At 56.2% G+C, this 18,418-nt stretch carries 11 protein-coding genes and 1 tRNA gene; 7 read left to right on the top strand and 5 right to left on the bottom strand.

Translation table 11 applies throughout. The annotated features are described in order from the left end of the window. Nucleotides 1-76 precede the first annotated feature (76 nt). Complete coding sequence (locus C5Y83_RS04305; protein ID WP_105328434.1) at nucleotides 77-529, bottom strand: hypothetical protein; 453 nt, start codon at nucleotides 527-529, stop codon at nucleotides 77-79. Nucleotides 530-778: 249 nt separating this feature from the next. On the opposite strand from C5Y83_RS04305, the gene C5Y83_RS04310 reads away from it, so the two are divergent. The 4 genes from C5Y83_RS04310 (at nucleotide 779) to C5Y83_RS04325 (ending at nucleotide 7,014) form a co-directional block, all read left to right on the top strand. Next, the gene (locus C5Y83_RS04310; protein WP_105328435.1) at nucleotides 779-1,378 is read left to right on the top strand and encodes a sigma-70 family RNA polymerase sigma factor; all 600 of its coding nucleotides are present in this window, start codon (nucleotides 779-781) and stop codon (nucleotides 1,376-1,378) included. Next, entirely contained in the window at nucleotides 1,375-3,081 is a 1,707-nt protein-coding gene (locus tag C5Y83_RS04315; protein ID WP_199194983.1) for a serine/threonine-protein kinase, read from the top strand. The genes C5Y83_RS04310 and C5Y83_RS04315 overlap by 4 nt, the downstream gene beginning before the upstream one ends. 41 nt (nucleotides 3,082-3,122) lie before the next feature. Beyond that, nucleotides 3,123-6,620: a PspA/IM30 family protein gene (locus tag C5Y83_RS04320; protein WP_105328436.1), complete on the top strand. Its 3,498-nt coding sequence runs from the start codon at nucleotides 3,123-3,125 to the stop codon at nucleotides 6,618-6,620. 320 nt (nucleotides 6,621-6,940) lie between these two features. Further along, nucleotides 6,941-7,014 (top strand) — tRNA-Val (locus tag C5Y83_RS04325). A 273-nt stretch (nucleotides 7,015-7,287) separates the two neighbouring features. Here C5Y83_RS04325 and C5Y83_RS04330 read toward each other — a convergent pair. The 4 genes from C5Y83_RS04330 to C5Y83_RS04345 form a co-directional block, all read right to left on the bottom strand. Next, nucleotides 7,288-9,132: a G8 domain-containing protein gene (locus C5Y83_RS04330; protein WP_105328437.1), complete on the bottom strand. Its 1,845-nt coding sequence runs from the start codon at nucleotides 9,130-9,132 to the stop codon at nucleotides 7,288-7,290. A gap of 797 nt (nucleotides 9,133-9,929) precedes the next feature. Beyond that, nucleotides 9,930-11,390, bottom strand: a complete 1,461-nt coding sequence (locus C5Y83_RS04335; protein WP_105328438.1) for a DUF3987 domain-containing protein — start codon at nucleotides 11,388-11,390, stop codon at nucleotides 9,930-9,932. Nucleotides 11,391-11,586: 196 nt separating this feature from the next. After that, complete coding sequence (locus C5Y83_RS04340) at nucleotides 11,587-13,152, bottom strand: arylsulfatase (RefSeq protein WP_233207094.1); 1,566 nt, start codon at nucleotides 13,150-13,152, stop codon at nucleotides 11,587-11,589. Nucleotides 13,153-13,223: 71 nt separating this feature from the next. Continuing rightward, nucleotides 13,224-15,605: an arylsulfatase gene (locus tag C5Y83_RS04345; RefSeq protein ID WP_199194984.1), complete on the bottom strand. Its 2,382-nt coding sequence runs from the start codon at nucleotides 15,603-15,605 to the stop codon at nucleotides 13,224-13,226. A 342-nt stretch (nucleotides 15,606-15,947) separates the two neighbouring features. On the opposite strand from C5Y83_RS04345, the gene C5Y83_RS04350 reads away from it, so the two are divergent. From C5Y83_RS04350 to C5Y83_RS04360, 3 genes are all read left to right on the top strand, one after another. Next, nucleotides 15,948-16,913, top strand: a complete 966-nt coding sequence (locus tag C5Y83_RS04350; protein ID WP_233207096.1) for a DNA polymerase beta superfamily protein — start codon at nucleotides 15,948-15,950, stop codon at nucleotides 16,911-16,913. A gap of 156 nt (nucleotides 16,914-17,069) precedes the next feature. Next, nucleotides 17,070-17,432, top strand: coding sequence for a hypothetical protein (locus C5Y83_RS04355; protein ID WP_105328441.1), 363 nt, complete (start codon nucleotides 17,070-17,072; stop codon nucleotides 17,430-17,432). A 193-nt stretch (nucleotides 17,433-17,625) separates the two neighbouring features. Further along, on the top strand, nucleotides 17,626-18,381 hold the full coding sequence (locus tag C5Y83_RS04360; RefSeq protein ID WP_105328442.1) for a DNA polymerase beta superfamily protein: 756 nt from the start codon (nucleotides 17,626-17,628) through the stop codon (nucleotides 18,379-18,381). Nucleotides 18,382-18,418 lie beyond the last annotated feature (37 nt).

An 18,418-nucleotide genomic window follows, 5' to 3' on the forward strand; every position in this document is an offset into this window, starting at 1 on the left:
GTTGTTTCGCATCGTTCCCGAGGCTTCCACCTCAGGCGGTTGACGGTCGGCTAAGGCGAGATCAACGTCTCTAGGGCTACTTCTCGCCCTGCGGCGAGTGAGCGGTGCCGCGTTGGATGGGTTCGTAGAGGAGGTAGCTTTCGTAGCAGAACGAAACTTCTAAGGTGCGTGCGGTGCGGCCATCGGCGTACTTCGTTTCGCCGAGGTAGATGCGTCCGAGGCTGGCCTCTTTACCGTCTTGCAGGATACCCTTTTCCACTTCGATGAAGGTGAAATGAGGGTAGCCTTCCAGGTGATACCCTCGCTCGTCTTTGGTGATCTTGCGGGTGGGTACCTGTTGGCCTGCCTCTACTTTGTTTCGCTGGTAAAAGTCGAACTGGTGGTAGGTACCGACCCAGCGATCTTTCTCTTCTGGTTTCTCTTCCGCATGAGCTTCTCTCGGTGGCAAGTCCATCGACGATGGAGCAAAGCAGAGAGCGGCGATCAAGCCGACGAGCAGCGACATTTTGGTAGTGACTCGGGTGCCCATGTTTCGATCTCCTCGATTTGGCTTGCCTGGTATTCCTCTATCTTACCAGGGGCATTCGTTTGTCTGACGAAATTGGCAACGGAATTCCCGCTGGTTCCGCCAACCTGGCCACGGTTTTCGACGTAAGAAGCGAGCCCTCCTGATGGTTTTGCCCCGCATTTTCCCGCTTCACCCGGCAACGTGCATAAAAATTGGCAGATTTCTGACAGAATGGGGTGGGGGCTGTGTTAGTCCCGGTAAGGAGGAGATATGGTCAGCGATTTCCCAGAAACCCGAGATAGCCTGCTTTTACAGGTGCAAGATCCGGCCAACCGCGAGGCGTGGGACCGGTTTGTTGCTGTCTATCAGCCGGTGATCTTCCGAATAGCCCTCGCCCGCGGCCTGCAGCATGCCGACGCATTAGACCTGGTTCAGCAGGTTTTGATCTCGGTGGCTGGCTCAGTTGAACGCTGGCAGCGGAAAGACGCGAACTCGAAGTTCAGTCATTGGCTTAGCCGGGTCACGAAAAACGCGATCATCAATGCCTTATCCCGCCGGCCTCACGACCGAGGGATCGGCGGCTCGGCGGGCGAACTGCAACTGAATCAGTTGAAAGCGATCGACGAAACCTGTTCGCTGGTCGACCACGAGCTCCGCCGCGAGCTCTACCTCCGCTCGGCTGAAATCGTGAAGACCGACTTCCGCAGCGAAACCTGGGAAGCGTTTCAATATACCGTCATCGACGGGCTCAGTCCGGAAGACACGGCTCGACGGATGGGCAAATCGGTCGGCGCTATCTACACGGCTCGCAGCCGGGTCATGTTCCGGATGAAGGAAGTGGTTCGCCAGCTTCAGGAGCAGTTGTCATGAAATCAATGCAAAACAACTGCTGCTCCGATGAGAAGCTACTCGCCTTGGTCAGCGGAACACTCGTGGCTCAGGAAGAACAGGCGATTGAAACCCATCTCGATACCTGCCAGGTTTGCCAGCGGAAGCTCGAGCAAGCCGCGGCCGATGTCGACACGTGGAGCGAGGCCACCGAGTTCCTGCAGGACGATCCATGGCGCAGTTCGTTCGTCGGCGATCCGCCCGATGCGACCTCGCCGAACGCGCTCCCAATTCAACAAACGTTGGAACTGCTCGCCCCGACCGACGATCCCGGGATGCTGGGGCGAATCGGTGTCTACGAGATTTCCGGTGTGATCGGCAGCGGTGGGATGGGCGTTGTGCTGAAAGGTGTCGATCGTTCGCTCGATCGCACGGTTGCCATCAAGGTGCTTTCCCCGCATTTGGCCAGCACCGCTGCGGCCCGCCGCCGCTTCGAGCGTGAAGCGAAAGCGGCCGCCGCGGTTTTACATCCTAATGTGATCGCCATTCACGCGGTCTCGGTCGACTCGCCCCTCCCCTACCTCGTCATGCCGTACGTGCGTGGGGCGACCCTGCAAAAGCGGATCGATGGCGAAGGTCCGTTGCCAGTGGTCGATGTGCTGCGGATTGGCCTGCAAATCTCGGAAGGACTCGCCGCCGCCCACGATCAAGGGCTGGTCCATCGCGACATCAAACCGTCGAACATCTTGTTGGAAGATGGGATCGAACGCGTCACGATCACCGACTTCGGCTTGGCTCGCACCGTGGACGATGCTTCCATCACCCGCACCAACATCATCGCTGGCACGCCGCAGTTCATGTCTCCTGAGCAAGCTCGCGGCGAGTATGTGGATCATCGCAGCGATTTGTTTAGCCTCGGTAGTGTGCTGTATACGGCCTGTGCCGGTCGACCACCTTTCCGAGCCGAGACCACATTCGGCGTCCTCCGTAAGATTACCGATCAATCACCGCGCCCGTTGCGGGAAATTAACCCCGACGTGCCGCATTGGCTGGCGAACCTGATCGACCGGTTACTACAGAAGAATTCGGCCGCCCGGTTTAGCTCTGCTCATCATGTCGCCGAGCTTCTACAGCAATGCCTGGCCCACGCCACGACGCCGAACTCTCCCCTGCCCCGCGAACTGCGTTCGACCTGGAAACTCTCGCGTCGCACTATCGGGGCGATGGCAGGCCTGGCCGTACTTGGCTTGGTTTCGCTGGGGATCTACCAGTTAACATTGCCACCCAGCGAAGCCCTGAATCAGCCAACAATTCAGCAAGTCGAGGCCGCAAGCGGACAGGCTGTCCCCTTATCTCAGCCGCAAGCCGCCGTTGGCCAGACACCTAACCAGCCGCTGGCCGTGCCGCAAGCAACCCGACAACTACCGTACGGCCAGCAAGCGGCAATGCCGAGCACTGCTAAACGCGATTCGCAGAACAAGCAGCAAGCGAACTTCTCGGTTCCGTCGCGGCCACAACAGGTTTCGCCTGACAGCCAAGAGGTGATTCCGGAAGAGTATCTGTCTTGGGACACCCCCATTCAGTATTCGCCCGATGTGCTGCTTAACGAAGCGCACCAGTTGAGTGAGCAGACGCAGGCCCCCTTCGCCTCACCGACACCCAACTGGCTGCTGCTTGTGCCGGTGCCCGACACCGAGTTGGATCCGCCGTCCCAAATTCCGAACGCCCCTGACAGCCGTTACTAACCGACACGGAACGTCAACATCCACCCCCGAGGAGTCGAAGAATGATTTGGAAGCCTCTACTAATCACGGTCTGTGGTTCGGTCATCGCGATCGGCTCGCTCGTCGCGTGGGCTCAGGTCCCCGGCGAAACGAAGTCGGAAGACAATACGGATCGTGAACGGCCGTCCGTAGCAGATCGCGTAACTGCCGAGTCCTCACAAGCGACTGCTAACCAGAAAGAAGCGAAACCCGCTTCTAAAGCCATTCCGGCTCCGCAGTCACGTTACGGCCTGGGAGGTTCGAGCAATTTCTCCGTACCTGCCCGGGCAACTTCTTCCCGCGAGGACGTTGAAGCAACGGAAGCGGCCATCCTCGCCAAGCTGGCCGAAGCCAAGACACTGTCAGTCGCGGTTGAAGGGGCCTCGAAGGCCGAACGCCAAGTTGACCAGCTCGACGCACGAGAGCGTGAGTCGCTGGCGCGATTCATGATTCGCCAAATCCACGAAGATAAGGCCTTCACAAGCCAGCGACTGGAGTGGTTGCCAGACCAAAAGGTCTTGGTCGTGTACTTTAGTCCGAAAGCGGGTGATGAAAACACCAAAGACATTGCCCGGTTCGTTGATGTGCAGCTGTTAGCCAAATCGACGGACAAAGTAAGTTCACGGTTTCAAATCCCCAATAATACCGCCGTTGCTACGCCGCCAAGTTCGGCAGCTGTTCCGATGTTCAATTCGGAGATCGCCCAGGAGCAAGCGAATTGGGCGGATGATCATGGTTTTCAAAGCACGTTGAATAATCGGTTCATCAATATTGCCTATCCTGACCACACCAACAGCAAGTCGCGTAAAGTGGTTCCGTTGGATGAAGCCGCATTGATCGAGGCGCTGACAAAAGTTGGCACGGTTGGAATCTTTGCCGAGGATCAATATTCCATCGGTCTTAATATTCGTAACTTTGACGCTCAGGCTCGCAAAGACCTGGCTTCGGCAATCTTCAAGGCGAAGGTAGGCGACGCGCCTGCCAAACCGGTGGAAAAGCCGATTGTCTTCGATACCGAGGCGAATGTCCTTTCGATTTGGTTTAGCAGCGAAGGCTACGAGCAATACGGCAAGTACTTCAATGCCGTGTATAAACGACTGTTCGAGGAGACCCAAGCCCGTGTGAATGGCAGTTGGGCAAATCGAGTCGACGAACTGTTGTCGGATCCAACCACTCCATCGCAGACGAGCCTGGCCAATCCTGCCTCGCAACGCCTCGACAGCCGATATGGCAACCGCTTACGTCCCGGTTACGGCGAGGGGCTTTCGCCCGGTAAGAAGGTTGAAGCGGAACCGGAAGCACTGGCGGCGGCATTGCGGAAGGCGCAAGCCGTTGTGCTTGTCGTGGATCGGAAGCGATGGGAACATGAATATATCGTCGATGACAAACGTGGCATCGATGCCGAGACCAGTTTACGTCTGGCTCGTGTTTTGTTGGCGGCCATTGATAAGGATCCGAACGTCGAAGGGAACCGCATCGAGACGCATCCCTGGCGCGATGTGCCGGATGGGGCGGTGCATGTCTTCCTGTCAAGCGAAGGGTACGATCAGTACGGCCAGTATCTGCCGAGCCTAGTACAACGTTTGTTCGAGCGGTACGACCAAGATTCATACAAGAACGCCGTCCAGCGGATTGAGGAACTGCTCGGCGCTGCCGATCAGCCGGCTGGAAGCATCCAGCCGCAACTGGCCGCAGACGACGCCAACGCCGAGTTGCAGCAAGCCATGCCTACCGCGGACGCTGAGCCGATGAGGGCGGATATGGATGTTTTGGGCGGCGGACCGGTGCCCAACTTGGTAAGGGATTTTGCTCTGACTGGGAGCATGGGAATGGCTTTCAATTCTGTGAATCTAGGGAAAGGTTACTCGCCAGGGCCTGGAGGTAAGACGGTTGAGGCGAATGAGGCCGAAATCGAGAAAGCCCTACAAACTTCGGAATACCTTTTGGTGGTCGTCGATCGCGACAAATGGTTCAACGAGCGAAAGCAATACTTAGACGCGACGGCTCGCGAGAAGCTCGCTCAGGCAATCGTCCGTGCATTTGAAAACGATCCGAATGTTACGCGAAACCGCGTCGAACTCTTTCCGATTGGAGAAGGCCGCAACGCACTACACTTGCACTTTTCGCAGGAGGGATACGACCGCTACGGAAGGCTCCTCACACAAGTTCTCACGAAGCTTTCGACCGAGGCGAGTAATCGTTTGAAGTCGGAAGAGAACCAAAAGATCAGTGAACTGTTAAGTGCCACCAAGACCAGCCGCACGCCTTCGCAGCGGTCGAGTTCCGAAAACAGCTTTCAGCGTTACGGTGCCGGGATGGGGCAAGGATCGATTCCTTCAGCCACGCCTCCTTCCACTGCGAACCAATATCCATCCGGTGTGGTGGGATCAACGGGATGGCTGCAACCAGACTTTAATGATCTCCCGACGTTCAATTCCCCCCAAGGCATGCAAGGTTCGTCTTATGCTCCGTCATTCGTGCCAAATCAAGTGACCGACGACCAGCAGTATCGCCAACTCGAAGCCCAAGCCGCCTCGCTCGCATTGCGTGTGAAGCAAGCGGCCGGCAAGCCGGAGGAGGAAGACCGCCTGGCCGAAGAACTGCGAGCCGTGGTGAAGCAAGCGTTCGAGCGTCGCTTGGAAACGCAGCGTCAACAATTGGATCAGGCCGAAGCCAAGCTGAAGGCCAGCCGCGAACATCTGCAGAAGCGAGAAGAGCACGCCGAGCAAATTATCACTCGACGTGTCGAAGACCTGACCGGCAATAACCCGTTCCCCTGGAACGACGCGTCGCCGTATCAGCCAGCCTACGGATCGCCACCCAATAACAGCGGACCCAACTTCTCGGTTCCCAGTGGCTATCGCGATCCGCAGCCAACACCTTATGGCTCGCCTCAACCGACTTACGCGCCCCCTCAATCGAACTCAAGCCCTTGGAATCAATCGAAACCGTATGCTCCGAGTTCGCTGAAAAGTCCGCCGCGGAATAACAGTTTTTCTGTCCCGGCCAAGTCGAAAGGGCAGCCGACCTCTTCCCCCAACACGTTCCAGTCCTCCGGTCGTCAGTCAGGCGGAACAACTGAGTCTCCCTCGTTCAATGAGTCATCGAAGTCCGTCACCGGTTTTTCACGTCCGATCTGGAATGCCGGGCCAGAGCATTCGGACATCGGTGGCTTTCTGAATCCTGCTCCGGAAAGGAGTGGCAACCATCCGCCGATGCAAACCCAGCTGCCGGTCGCCGCAGGGGGACCAGCGTATGGGCAGCGAGCCAAGCCTGCACTTCAGCCTGCCGCCGCTTCAACCATGAAAGCTGCCTCAGTCAGCTCACCGTCTCCGGCATCTTCGACAAGCGACTCTTCTCCGAAGCCATCCGAAGCGGGCCCGGCCTTACCCCCAACGGTCAGCACGCCAGCGGCAACAACCCTGCCAGCTTTGCCTGCTCAACCCACCAAAACCGGCAAGAAGCAAGCCACTAAGCCGGAAGTTGAGCCAGTCGCGGCCAGCACGATTCCTGCGTACTAGTTACCCACCGGACCACGTGAGCACCATTGAAACCGCCATTCCGCCATGGTTTCCGCGCGACGCCAGGGCGTTTTTCATGGATGGAACCGTTTCTTGACCGCTGCCGAAGTTCGCGAAATCGGCCCCACAAAAATCGAAAGCCAACCCCTGAACCTCACCCTGGCCATGGCCGTCTCATCTGACAAAGGGGAATTCGGCCACCTCCGCTTTCAAAAACGCGTTTTGAGAGGTAAACTACGTCACGAAAGGTACACAAACCGCTGCTAGTATCCATCTTCCGCTAAAGCAGCAACTCCTTTCAGCCGAACAACTTACATATCGGGCGATTAGCTCAGTTGGTTAGAGCACTGTCTTCACACGGCAGGGGTCGTTGGTTCGAATCCAATATCGCCCACTCTATTCCCAGGCATTTTTGGCTCGGGAATCACAAACCTCGGATCTCCGGGGTTTTTTCATGCGCGATTGGAGCGGAAAAATTCGGATTTCGGTGCGATTGCTAGCTGGATGGACATGTTTCTCTAGCAGACGAGCATGAAGCTACTTGAAGTTGAGGCTTCCACGAAGTCTTCTGGTGTCTGCGAGCGGCTATGTATAAGGTTGCACCGCCTTAGGCGCTCTATCGAATCGATCTTTTTGACCGCTTAGACGTCTTTCCCGAGATGTGTTTCTATTCGATAGAAAAGTAATAGGAACCGCGGTCGTTTGTGGCTTCATAACTCCCAGTTCCAAGCTCCATTTCTCCCGTTTCCCCGTTCACATCAACTTGTCTTGCATTAATAGATAGTCGCTTGCCGAGGGAGAATACGACTTCGTTCGGAAAGTAACGCTTCTTAATATTTGGTGTCAGTTTTACGTCGATACCACAGACGTCAATCTGACAATCTTCGATCATCGTGATCGCCTCACCTTCAGGACCAGTTAATGTAAATGCAGAAGCGCAGTTGCGAATCTGCCCACCAGATATAACGTTCACGCCAGACGTTGGAACTCGAACTCCGCTTCCGCGACCAAGTACATAAAATCCATTCAGCGTTAGCTCACCACCACGCGCGAAGATCCCTGTAGCTCTGCTTTCATTCCAGTTGATAACCGAGATATCGTTCAGCGTGTTCCCGTGTGAGTATTCAAGATTTACGGCGTACCGGAATGATTCCTCGACACGAAAATCGCGTATCATTGCCCTCGCTCCCCATGGATTCGGATCTGACCAACGCTGAAGGCCTTGACTACAACCATAGGCACGGTTAGCCGTAAAGAACTGGCATGGAATGAAGCGCGTTCTCAGTGGTACATCGGAGAGGATAGGCTTCGGCAGGCGGCTCGGTTCAATTGTGATCGGCCATTTCAGATGTTCTGCGATCGAACCATGGCCACCGCCGATGTTGAATTCAAAGTCAAAGATGTTGTAGCCAGATCCTGAGCAATTGTAGGCCGTGCAGAATAGTGTCTCGACTAGCGGAGCCTGTAACCAGAATCCGTCCCCGGCCTTGCCCCAGTCTGCGATCTCCGCGATTCCCTTGACGTTGTCTGGATTACCATCTTTGGCCAAGCCTACGCAATTGGCGGCGATGCAATTGATGAAGGCGCCTGCTTCGTCTCCTTCTTCGGTCGCGAAGCCGGCGCCGAATACATTGATGGCAACACATTCTCGGAACTCGACGTTGCCAACATGATTAACGAATCCCCAGCCAGGCGATCCATCGACAACACAGCCAACAACCTCCGATAGAATCTGTCCTCGGCCAGTTGAGTCAAACCGTGATCCTCCCGCTGGCGAAGGCGCGCCGGTGCGGTGGAAATGGAGCGCGTATCGTGCTCGAGGGTTCTCATTGTTGCCTGCTTCGGGGTCGGTCACCGGCTGACTCTTATCGGTGCGGCCGAGATCGATGAAAGATGCGTAACGGCAGTTAACGCGAGGGTTCATGAACATCACGTGCCCGCGTTGCTTTGTCGACTCACTGCGGAAGACGACGCTACGAGTCAGGTTCACAGCGTGAGGGTCAAGGACGAGGATGTCATCATCACGGTCCCAGTCGAGAGGAACGTCGTTTTCGCTCGCGTGTGTCTTGGGAACGCCGTGGATCTCAACGATTCCCATCGCAATCAGTCCGCGTCCGTGCTGTGCAAAGTCGTCGGCGTAGAAATCGCCGTCAGTAAAGGTAATGGTACAGTGGGCCGGTCTTTTTTCCGTGCCGATCTCTAAACGCGATACCATGCCCGTCACAATGGTATGCGCGGTGATCGAAGTTGGGATGGATGAATCAACTTCGAGTACACCATCGATTTGCAGCCAATCAAGCCGGTCCGTATCGCAATTAAGTACTACGCTGGTCCCTTTGGGAATCAGCACTTTGTCGCCACTACCCGGAATCTCGCCGTCCCAAGTACTCTCTTCCGACCAGTTACCACTTTGCATCGCAATTGCTGTTGCCTGGCTCGAATCGATAGGACCGTGTGCTACAGCGGTCGATACTACCAATACACAAATCGAGAGGATTACGAATGGATTCATAGATGGGTTCGCTCAGTAAGTGGTCGTAATTTTGATAAGAGGGTACCGATCAGAAAACGTCCTTCTTTCCGTAACGGTCGAAGCGAAACCGCGTGACCAAGGTCATGGGCTTCGCGTCGCAAGATCTTCATCGCTATCGAGGGAAAAGCTTGATGAGACACGTTTAGCAGCGTGTCCTCGAGTTTGAAAAGTGAACCATCACCGTAGACGGCTGCCGAGTTTCAACGAACGATCAGGTGGATGACGAGTTTGGTTCTAAAATGAACCGTGAGTCTTTTTGGCAACGTTGTTCCGTTGTGATTGTTAGACAACGCGACAACGCTTCTGCCCTATCGAAAGTGCCATTGCAACTCTAGGTCAGAAATCACTTTGGTGCTTTTCAGGAAGTTAGAGAAATTGCCGTTGCCGAGCATTGTTGTTCGCAACTTTCGATCTCGATTCCATTTAGAACGGAATTGCCCACAACTAAAGTTTTCAGTCACGGCACGATTTCATATGGGGCAACCCGCAAACACGCGTCTCGGTCTCTGGTTGTCTGCGGGTAATACGGTCTTCACACGGTCGGGGGAAATAGATTCGAATCGGGCGACATCGTGGTCGCTAACCCCTTAGAGGTCCCCTGATTGGGGAGAGTGTCGTGTTGGCGTTCGTCTCGATCGACGCGTGTTAAGGACGCGCGTCTTCCTTGGATTTGAAACCAACATACTTACCCCGCCTGATTCGTTGCGGGGATGAATCCAACACTGGCCTCGCTTCTTGTTGAGCGAGATCGATCGTAATGAGAAGATGCGGATTGGTCAGCGTTTCTTGCGACCACTACCGATAGGATGCCCGCGGAACTTGCGGGGCGGGCGCCCTGGTCGCGGTGGATCGGCACCGGAACTTGCTGCGGGGAAATCGAGTTGCTGTCCGGGAAGCGGGGTTCGCGGCGTGAGGCGCTGTGGCGAAGAAGGCGATGCTTGCGGCAACGCGGGCGGGGCGTCCGAAATCGTGGCAGGGGGAACTGGCTGAGGCGGGGTGTCCTGGGGAGAGGTCTCGGTCGATGATGCCTGGGACTGAGGAGTCCCCTGCGTTTGTGTCTCTGGCGATTGCATCACCTCCAGTGCGGCAATCGAGTGAGACAAGTAATAGCGGGCAATCGATATGGCTGCTTCGATCGTTCCGCGCGTGACTTGCGCTTCGGGCGAGTTCTCCAAACAGTGGAGCAAAGCGGCGATTCGCAAGGTGTTGCCGGAGAGGTTGTCACCCCAAGCGGGCAGCGCAGCGAGTGGACCGTCGGGGGCCAGCATCATTTCGACTTCTGCTTCCCATGTTTCAAACCGCTGACGAGCTTCGTCGGTGAGACGTAACGTGGCCTGCCCTTCGATCGCTTCCAACTTCTCCAATAGCTGCGCGTATTGGTCGGTGATCTCTTCGGCGAGGGGCGCAGACGCGAGCTGACGGTGGCCGAGGTTACTCTCGGGCATCGCGAAGAGAAAGCAATCGGCGACTCCCCGGCCCTGATGGCGACGTTTGTGAATCGCTTCGATTGCCCGCCAAGGAATAGCGCATGTGCACGTGATGGCGGTTTGCTGTAGCGGTACGCGCGCGCCGCCGCGAAGGTCGACAATCATCGATTCGCCACGGAATCCCTTGCGGTACAGTTCGTGACGGGCGAGATGCGTGCGCGCGGTGGTCCCGGAAAGCAGCTCCCGGGCGGCCACTTCCCCGGAGAAGCGGGCAATGCGACCTTGCTGGTTGGCCAAAACCTGGTCGAGCTTGACCGTCGTGCCATCGTCCAAGATAGTCCGCGGAACGGGAGGAAGCGGGTTATCGGCGATCTCTTGGGCTAACTTAAAAGCTTGCGGCCGGGAGAACTCACGTTCGAGCTGTTTGAGGCGTAGATGGGCCTGGCGGAGGCGTGACTCCTCTTCGGCTTGCACCCTGCGGGCGGCCTTGATGCGGCCGACTTCGAGCATTTCAAGCGGGCGGCGAATTCGTGTGAAGAGGCTCGCTTCGCGGTCAGTTCCGGAGGTGATCGCAGCCACAAACAGATTGGCAGGTTGCGAGAAACCAGCCCGAGCCTCAATATGAACCTTCCCGCGAATCGCCGCGCTACAAACGCCTAAGGCCCAGGTCGCCGCCAAGTCGAGCGGTGTTTGCGAGGCAGCCGATTCCCCCTCGACGTAACGGCGTAGCGCCGGCGGAAGGGCTGTCGCCGGGAAGCTGGGAAGAAGGTGGCCGGTAGCGGCGCTGGTGGGATATTCGAGACGGTTCATCGGCGGTTCTCCGGGACGCGTGCGGTTCGCTGGTCACGTGCAAGAGAAGATTGTCTGCGCCGCGTGTAAACTTGGCGAGCAAAAGTTTTCGAAATCTTTCGCGGATGCTGCGGCAGGAGAAAGCGATAAAAAAAGCACGCTCGACCGGAAGGCCAAGCGTGCTCGTGATGGTTGGATTGAACAACGCGGAAGCGAATCAGCGGGCGACCGCGCGGGAGTTGATCATGTTGCTGACGGCATCGACTTGCAGCGACATGCTTTTCTGGCTCGGCGGGAATTGCTCGAACGTTTTCACGAAAGCGCCAATCTTCGAGCCGGCCTGACCGAGGATCCAACTGTGGTTCTCGGCCCATTCGTCATACCCGCGGGCTTCGATGAAGCGTTCAAAGGGATCGAGTTTCAGGTTGATGACGAACGGCGTTGAAAGTGCGGGCTGTTGAGCGCGGAACCATTTTTCCTGGTCGATGAACAGTAGTTTCCAATCGCCATGGCGCATCCCGTGAAATTTGTCTTCCGTAAAATAGAAGAACTCTTTTCGCTTGGATGGTCCCTGGTTTAACAGCAGATCACTCTGGTCGTAGCCATCGAGATGAACCTTATAGGTCGTGTCGCCGATCTCGGTGCCGCTGAGGAGTTGCTCTTTGACATCCTTCTGGCCGACGAACGACATGAGGGTTGGCATCCAATCTTCCATCGTCATGAACTCGCCTGTCGCAACACCGGCTGGGATCTTGCTGGGCCAACGGACAAGCATCGGGACGCGGAAGCCTCCTTCCCAAGCACCGGCCCCTTTTTCGCCGTGGAACGGCTGATTGCCGCCATCAGGCCACGAGTTGGAAGCGGCGCCGTTGTCGGTGGAGAACATCACAATCGTGTTGTCCGCCACGCCCAGCTCTTCGATCAAGTCGAGCAGTGCGCCGACGTCGTCGTCCATTTCCATCATGCCGTCGGCGTACAGTCCGTAGCCACTCTTGCCGTCGTATTCGTCGTTGAGGTTGGTGCGGTAGTGCATCCGCGTGGTGTTGTGCCAGACGAAGAATGGCTTGTCTGCTTTGACGGCGTCGGTGATGAATCGCTTCGACTCGGTCAGAACTTCTTCATCAAGATTGCGTTGGCGTTCGCGTCCCCATTCGCCGAGATCCTCAATCTCTTGCGATCCATCGGCGAGCTTCTTGGAATGGATCACACCCCGCTGCTTGAGGTGGAGCTTTTCCTGAGTCGCTTCATCCTTGGGGTAATCGTACTGTTCCGGGTATTCGCCAGCGTTGAGATGATACAGAATGCCAAAGAACTCGTCGAATCCGTGATTGGTGGGAAGATGCTCGTCGCGATCGCCAAGGTGATTCTTGCCGAACTGCCCGGTCGCATAGCCAAGCGGCTTGAGCATTTGCGCAAGGGTCGGATCGGAAGCTTGAATCCCTTCCTTGGCGCCAGGAAGGCCGACGGTGCTTAACCCAGTGCGGATCGGGTACTGACCGAGGATGAACGCCGCGCGGCCTGCCGTGCACGAGGCCTGGGCGTAGTGATCCATGAAGATCATGCCTTCTTTGGCCAAGCGATCGATATTGGGAGTCGAGCCACCCATCATGCCGCGATGGTAGGCACTGATGTTCCACATGCCGACATCGTCACCCCAGATGATGAGGATGTTCGGTTTCGATTTCGTCTCTTGGGCAGCACAAGTTGCTGGCGTGAACGCTCCGCTTAGGAGCGTGAAACAGGCCAGCATCGTGGCTACTGCGGTTCTGTGGAGGGTTTTCACAGAATTACCTTTCTTCTCAAGGAGGTCGTCATGACTGCGGGAAATGTTCGTGAAACGCTAAGTTACAGAAGTTACTTCAGTTCGATCGTCACGGTTTTCAGTTTGCCGGTGAAGTCGAACGGCATGTCATACCCTTCCATGACCGGTGTGCCGGTATCGAAGCCGATGTCCAAGGTTTCGTCCAAGGTGACACGATTGGGAATGCTTTTCTCGACGCGGCCTTTGCCGACCTCTTGATCGTTGACGAACAAGGTGACATCCGCCCCGGCGAAGGGTTTGTCGGAGTCGGTCTCGTAAACCGCTTTCAGCTTCGCTTTGCCAGGGGAAAGACGCTGGGTCGATTCGATGGTGTAGCGATCGACGCCAACCAGGTTGTAGTGATAGACCAGCTTGCCATCTTTCACGAACAGGCCATACCCGGCGAAGCGACCCCCTTGCGTGAACAGCATCCCTTCAGCCCCAGACTCAGGAATTTCGACGTCGGCGGTGATGGTGTGGCTTTTGTGCTTCAGATCGGGCGATGCGCCTTCCGGAAGACGTAAGAGATTCGGGTAAACGAACTTGGTGCGTCCCTCGGTCAAGCTGGGGCGATTTTCGACGTTGAGTCGTTCCGTTTTACGATCGTCCAGGGGAAGCACGTTGTACTTGGCGGCTTCGGCGAAGAAGAGCTTAACCATCTCCTTCAGCTTCTCAGGTTCTTTCTCCGCCAGGTTATTGGTCTGCGTGAAGTCTTCCTCGACGTTGTAAAGTTCCCAGGGCATGTTCAGCAGATCCATCGGTTCGTTTTCGCTGAGCCACGGCGCGCCACGCATCGCGCTGGCCATCCAGCCGTCGTGGTAGATCCCTTGATTGCCCATCATCTCGAAGTACTGCGTCGTGCGGCGATCTTTTGCGTCGGCATCGTCGAAGGTATAGACCATGCTGACCCCTTCGATCGGTTTCTGAGCGATCCCGTCGATCTCGACCGGGGCTTCGACGCCGACGATCTCGAGCAGCGTTGGGGCGATGTCGATCACATGGTGGAATTGATCACGGATCTCGCCACGTGCTTTGATGCCGTTTGGCCACGAGATAGCCATGCCGTTGCGTGTGCCGCCGAAGTGGCTGGCGATTTGCTTCGTCCACTGATACGGCGTATCCATGGCATGGGCCCACGCGGCTGGGAAGTGATTGTAGTGCTGGTCGGTACCGAGCGTATCAATCGCGTCGAGCTTCATTTCTAACGGCTCGGGCACAGCATTGAAGAAGGTCATTTCGTTAAGCAGACCTTCCAGGCCCCCTTCCGCACTGGAACCGTTGTCACCGGCCATATACAGGACGATCGTGTTATCGAGTTCGCCCATTTCGTCAATCGCATCGATCACGCGGCCGACCTCGTGGTCGGTATGGGCGGTGAACCCAGCGAAGACTTCCATCATGCGGGCATAGACCTTGCGCTGGTCTTCCGGCAGTGAATCCCAAGCAGGTAGCGATTCGGGACGAGGCGTCAGCTTGGCATTGGCCGGGATGATGCCCATTTCCTTTTGGCGGGCGAACGTTTCTTCGCGATACTTATCCCAGCCGCCATCGAACTTGCCGTCGAATTTATCGATCCACTCTTGCGGGACCTGGTGTGGGGCATGCGTGGCCCCGGTGGCGAAGTAAACCAAAAACGGACGCTGCGGAGCAACCGCTTTCGAGGCCCGCATCATACGAATCGCTTTGTCGGCGATATCGGTGGTGAAGTGATACGGCGAGCCATCTTCGTTGGTTTCAGGGGGTTCGATTCGCTTCCGGCCTTCGACCAAGGCAGGATGGTATTGATCGGTGTCGCCACCGACAAAGCCATAGAAGTAGTCGAAGCCAAGTCCATCCGACCAGCGATCGAACGGACCAACCAGGCTGGTCTCCCAGTCTGGCACGTTATGATTTTTCCCGAACCAGGCGTTTGAGTAGCCATACTCACGCAAGATTTCCGCGAAGGTGCCGGCGGAAGATGGGATGACGCCCGAGTAGCCGGGGAAACCTGTTCCGGCTTCACCGATCACACCACTGGCGACCGAATGATGATTGCGTCCGGTGAGCAGCGCGGCCCGCGTGGGAGAGCAAAGTGCCGTGGTATGAAAGCGTGTGTATCGCAGACCGTTCTTGGCGATACGGTCCATGGTGGGCGTGGGGATGCCGCCCCCGAAGGTTCCCATTTGGCCGTAGCCGCAGTCGTCGATCAAAACGATCAAAATGTTCGGCGGATCTTTCAGGCCGAACGTGGCAGGGATCTTTAACTCGGGTTTGACGGCTTCCGAGTCTTTGTACGTCAGGCCGATCTTGCCTTGGAAGGGAGCCGGAGGTTCGGGAAGCATGGCTTGGGCAAACGTGGTACTGGAAAGTACCAGGCAGCCGAGTAAACCGAGTAAGTATCGCATGGTGAATCCTCGCTTGGGGTCGAAGAAGTAGTTGTTGTTGAGATCGTTCATTGGTTGTCCGGTGTTAACGCTGAGGCGAATGGAGAGGATTACTCCAAAGGGACAAGTCCGCTGAATCGGAAAGCGGCTACCAAGGTAATTCGACGCATCGTAGATTCCTTGTCTGGGGCTAGAAAGTTGCGAGCAGTGCATGAGAAGCGTGCGATAAAGTGTCTAGCCACCAAAAATTATGCGGTACGATTCCATCGCAACGCAATAATTGACCGGCTTGAATGCGCAAAGTTAACGCAATTGTCGAATAGATCATCATGGATGCATTTTCGCCATGGATGCGCGAACGTGCGTCGCGTAAACGCCACCTATTTACATGGCTATTATTCACGCAACTGAGGTATGTCTTCTGTTATGACCGTTCATCATCACGACAACTTGATCTATTCGCCCGGCACCCAGGTGGTGAGCCTGCGCGATGTTGTCGGACAAGGTGGGCGAATTTTGCACCCGCGTGGTGCGGTGGGCGTAATTGTCAAGTCGCCGGTCGATCTGACGCACGACTATCGCGTTCGCTTCTTAGACGGCGTGGAAGAATCGCTGAAGCCGAGTGAAATCTCGCAGCTGGCGTTGTTCAAAGAAGGACAACTGAGCGCTGGTCGAGGGCTCGAGCAGAACAGTGACCTGTACCAGCACGTCATCTACCAGTGCATTATTGGTTCGCAAGCGTACGGCCTGGCAGACGATCAATCCGATATCGACCGACGCGGCATCTTTCTCCCTCCCGCCGAGCGGCATTGGTCCTTAGCAGGTGTGCCAGAGCAAATTGAGTGCGACCAAACGCAGGAAGCGTACTGGGAAGTGCAGAAGTTTCTAGTGCTGGCACTCAAGGCGAACCCAAACGTGCTGGAGTGTCTCTATTCACCCTTAGTGGAGAAGGCAACGCCGCTGGCAGAGAAGTTGCTCGCGATGCGATCGATCTTTCTCTCGAAGCTGGTCTTCCAAACGTACAACGGGTATGTCTTTTCGCAGTTCAAGAAGATGCAGGCCGACCTTCGCAATCAGGGGCGTGTGAAGTGGAAGCATGTGATGCACCTGATCCGCTTGCTGATGTCGGGCATTCATGTGCTGCGCGAAGGAGAAGTCCAAGTTCGCGTCGAAGAGCACCGCGATCAGTTGCTGGCAATCAAGCGGGGGGAACTTCCGTGGAAAGAAACCGAAAAGCTGCGGACCGAACTGCATCGGCAGTTCAACGAAGCAGTCAGGAACACCCGCCTGCCGGAGCGACCAGATTATGAAACCGCGAATGCTTTCCTGGTAACGGCTCGGCGCGAGGCGGCCGGTTTGATGGAAGAGAAACGTGGTTAGCTTGAAATTTTCCTTATTCCGTTCTCAGTGCAGAGATGCAGATGGAAATCGGAACGCGTTTCCTACCCCATCCGGTCCCCTCGCCCCTGCGGGGAGAGGGCTGGGGTCAGGGGGCGAAGCAGGGCTACGCCCACTGAATTGATTTGGGTTTTACACATGAACACCACGAACACGAAAACGCTGTACCGCCCAGTCGGTCAAGCCGAGCTTGATTTGATCGCGGCTAGTACTTGGCGGCGTTTTCCGCCGCGGCTCGATTGGCAACCGATTTTCTACCCGGTGCTCACCGAAGAGTACGCGATCTTTATTGCCAAGCAGTGGAACACGAAGGACCCCAACTCAGGCTTCGTCGGCTATGTGCTGCAATTCGACATCGATGCGGACTATGTCCAGCAATTCCCTGTGCAAAACGTTGGCGGCCCAGAGTCGCTTGAGTTGTGGGTACCAGCGGAAGAGTTGGAGACGTTCAACGATCAGATCGTGGGAACGATTCAAGTCATCTACGAGTTTCGCTCATGAGAAGAGTGAAGTGTTCCGTATTCCCTTTTCAACTCCGAATTATCGTCGAAGCCCAATATCGCCAGCTACCGCATCTGTTCCCCTCGCCCCTTACGGGAAGAGGGTTAGGGTGAAACGGTTAAGCAGTTCTCAGCGTTCATCAACAACTCTCGCTGAATACTGATAACTTCCAACGAGAAAAATAAACCATCCCATGAACTACGATCCACGTCTGCAACAACACGTTGACCAGCATCCTTACCCGCTGTTGTTCGCTACGATCAGCGGGGCGCATCTATATGGCTTTCCATCGCCTGATTCGGACTTCGATCTGCGAGGTGTGCATGTGCTGCCTCTGCCGGAAGTGGTTGGTTTGAAGACCGGTCGCGAGACGGTTGAGAAGACTGGCTTTTACGATGGGCTGGAGCTCGACCTGGTAACGCACGATGTGAAGAAGTTCTGCGGGCTGATGCTGAAGAAGAACGGGTACGTGCTGGAGCAAGTTCTTTCGCCTCTGGTTGTGCTGACTTCGCCGGAGCATGCCCGCTTGCGAGAACTGGCGGTGGACTGCGTGACGAAGCATCATGCGCACCATTACCTCGGGTTCGCGACGACGCAGTGGAAGTTGTTCGCGAAGGAAGAGCCGCCGCGCGTCAAACCGCTGCTGTACGTCTATCGCGTATTGCTAACCGGGATCCATCTGATGCGGACGGGCGAAGTCGAAGCGAACCTCGTGCGCCTGAACGAAACATTCCGCCTGCCGCAACTGCCAGAGCTAATCGAAAGGAAGCTTGTGGGCCCAGAGAAAGGCATGCTCGAAGCGGCCGACGTGGCATTCCACCACCGCGAGTACGAGCGCCTGGTAGCAAAGTTGGAGACCGCTTATGCCGAGAGCAAATTGCCAGAGACTGCCACGGCGGCCGATGGGCTGAATGAGCTTTTGATTGAAGTGAGGACTGCGTCGAAGTGAGATTGCTTCTGAAGTTCAGCCTGTAGGGATGAGTTTC

Origin of the sequence: Blastopirellula marina (genome assembly GCF_002967765.1) — a bacterium.
In the GTDB taxonomy this organism is placed as follows: Bacteria; Planctomycetota; Planctomycetia; order Pirellulales; family Pirellulaceae; genus Bremerella; species Bremerella marina_A.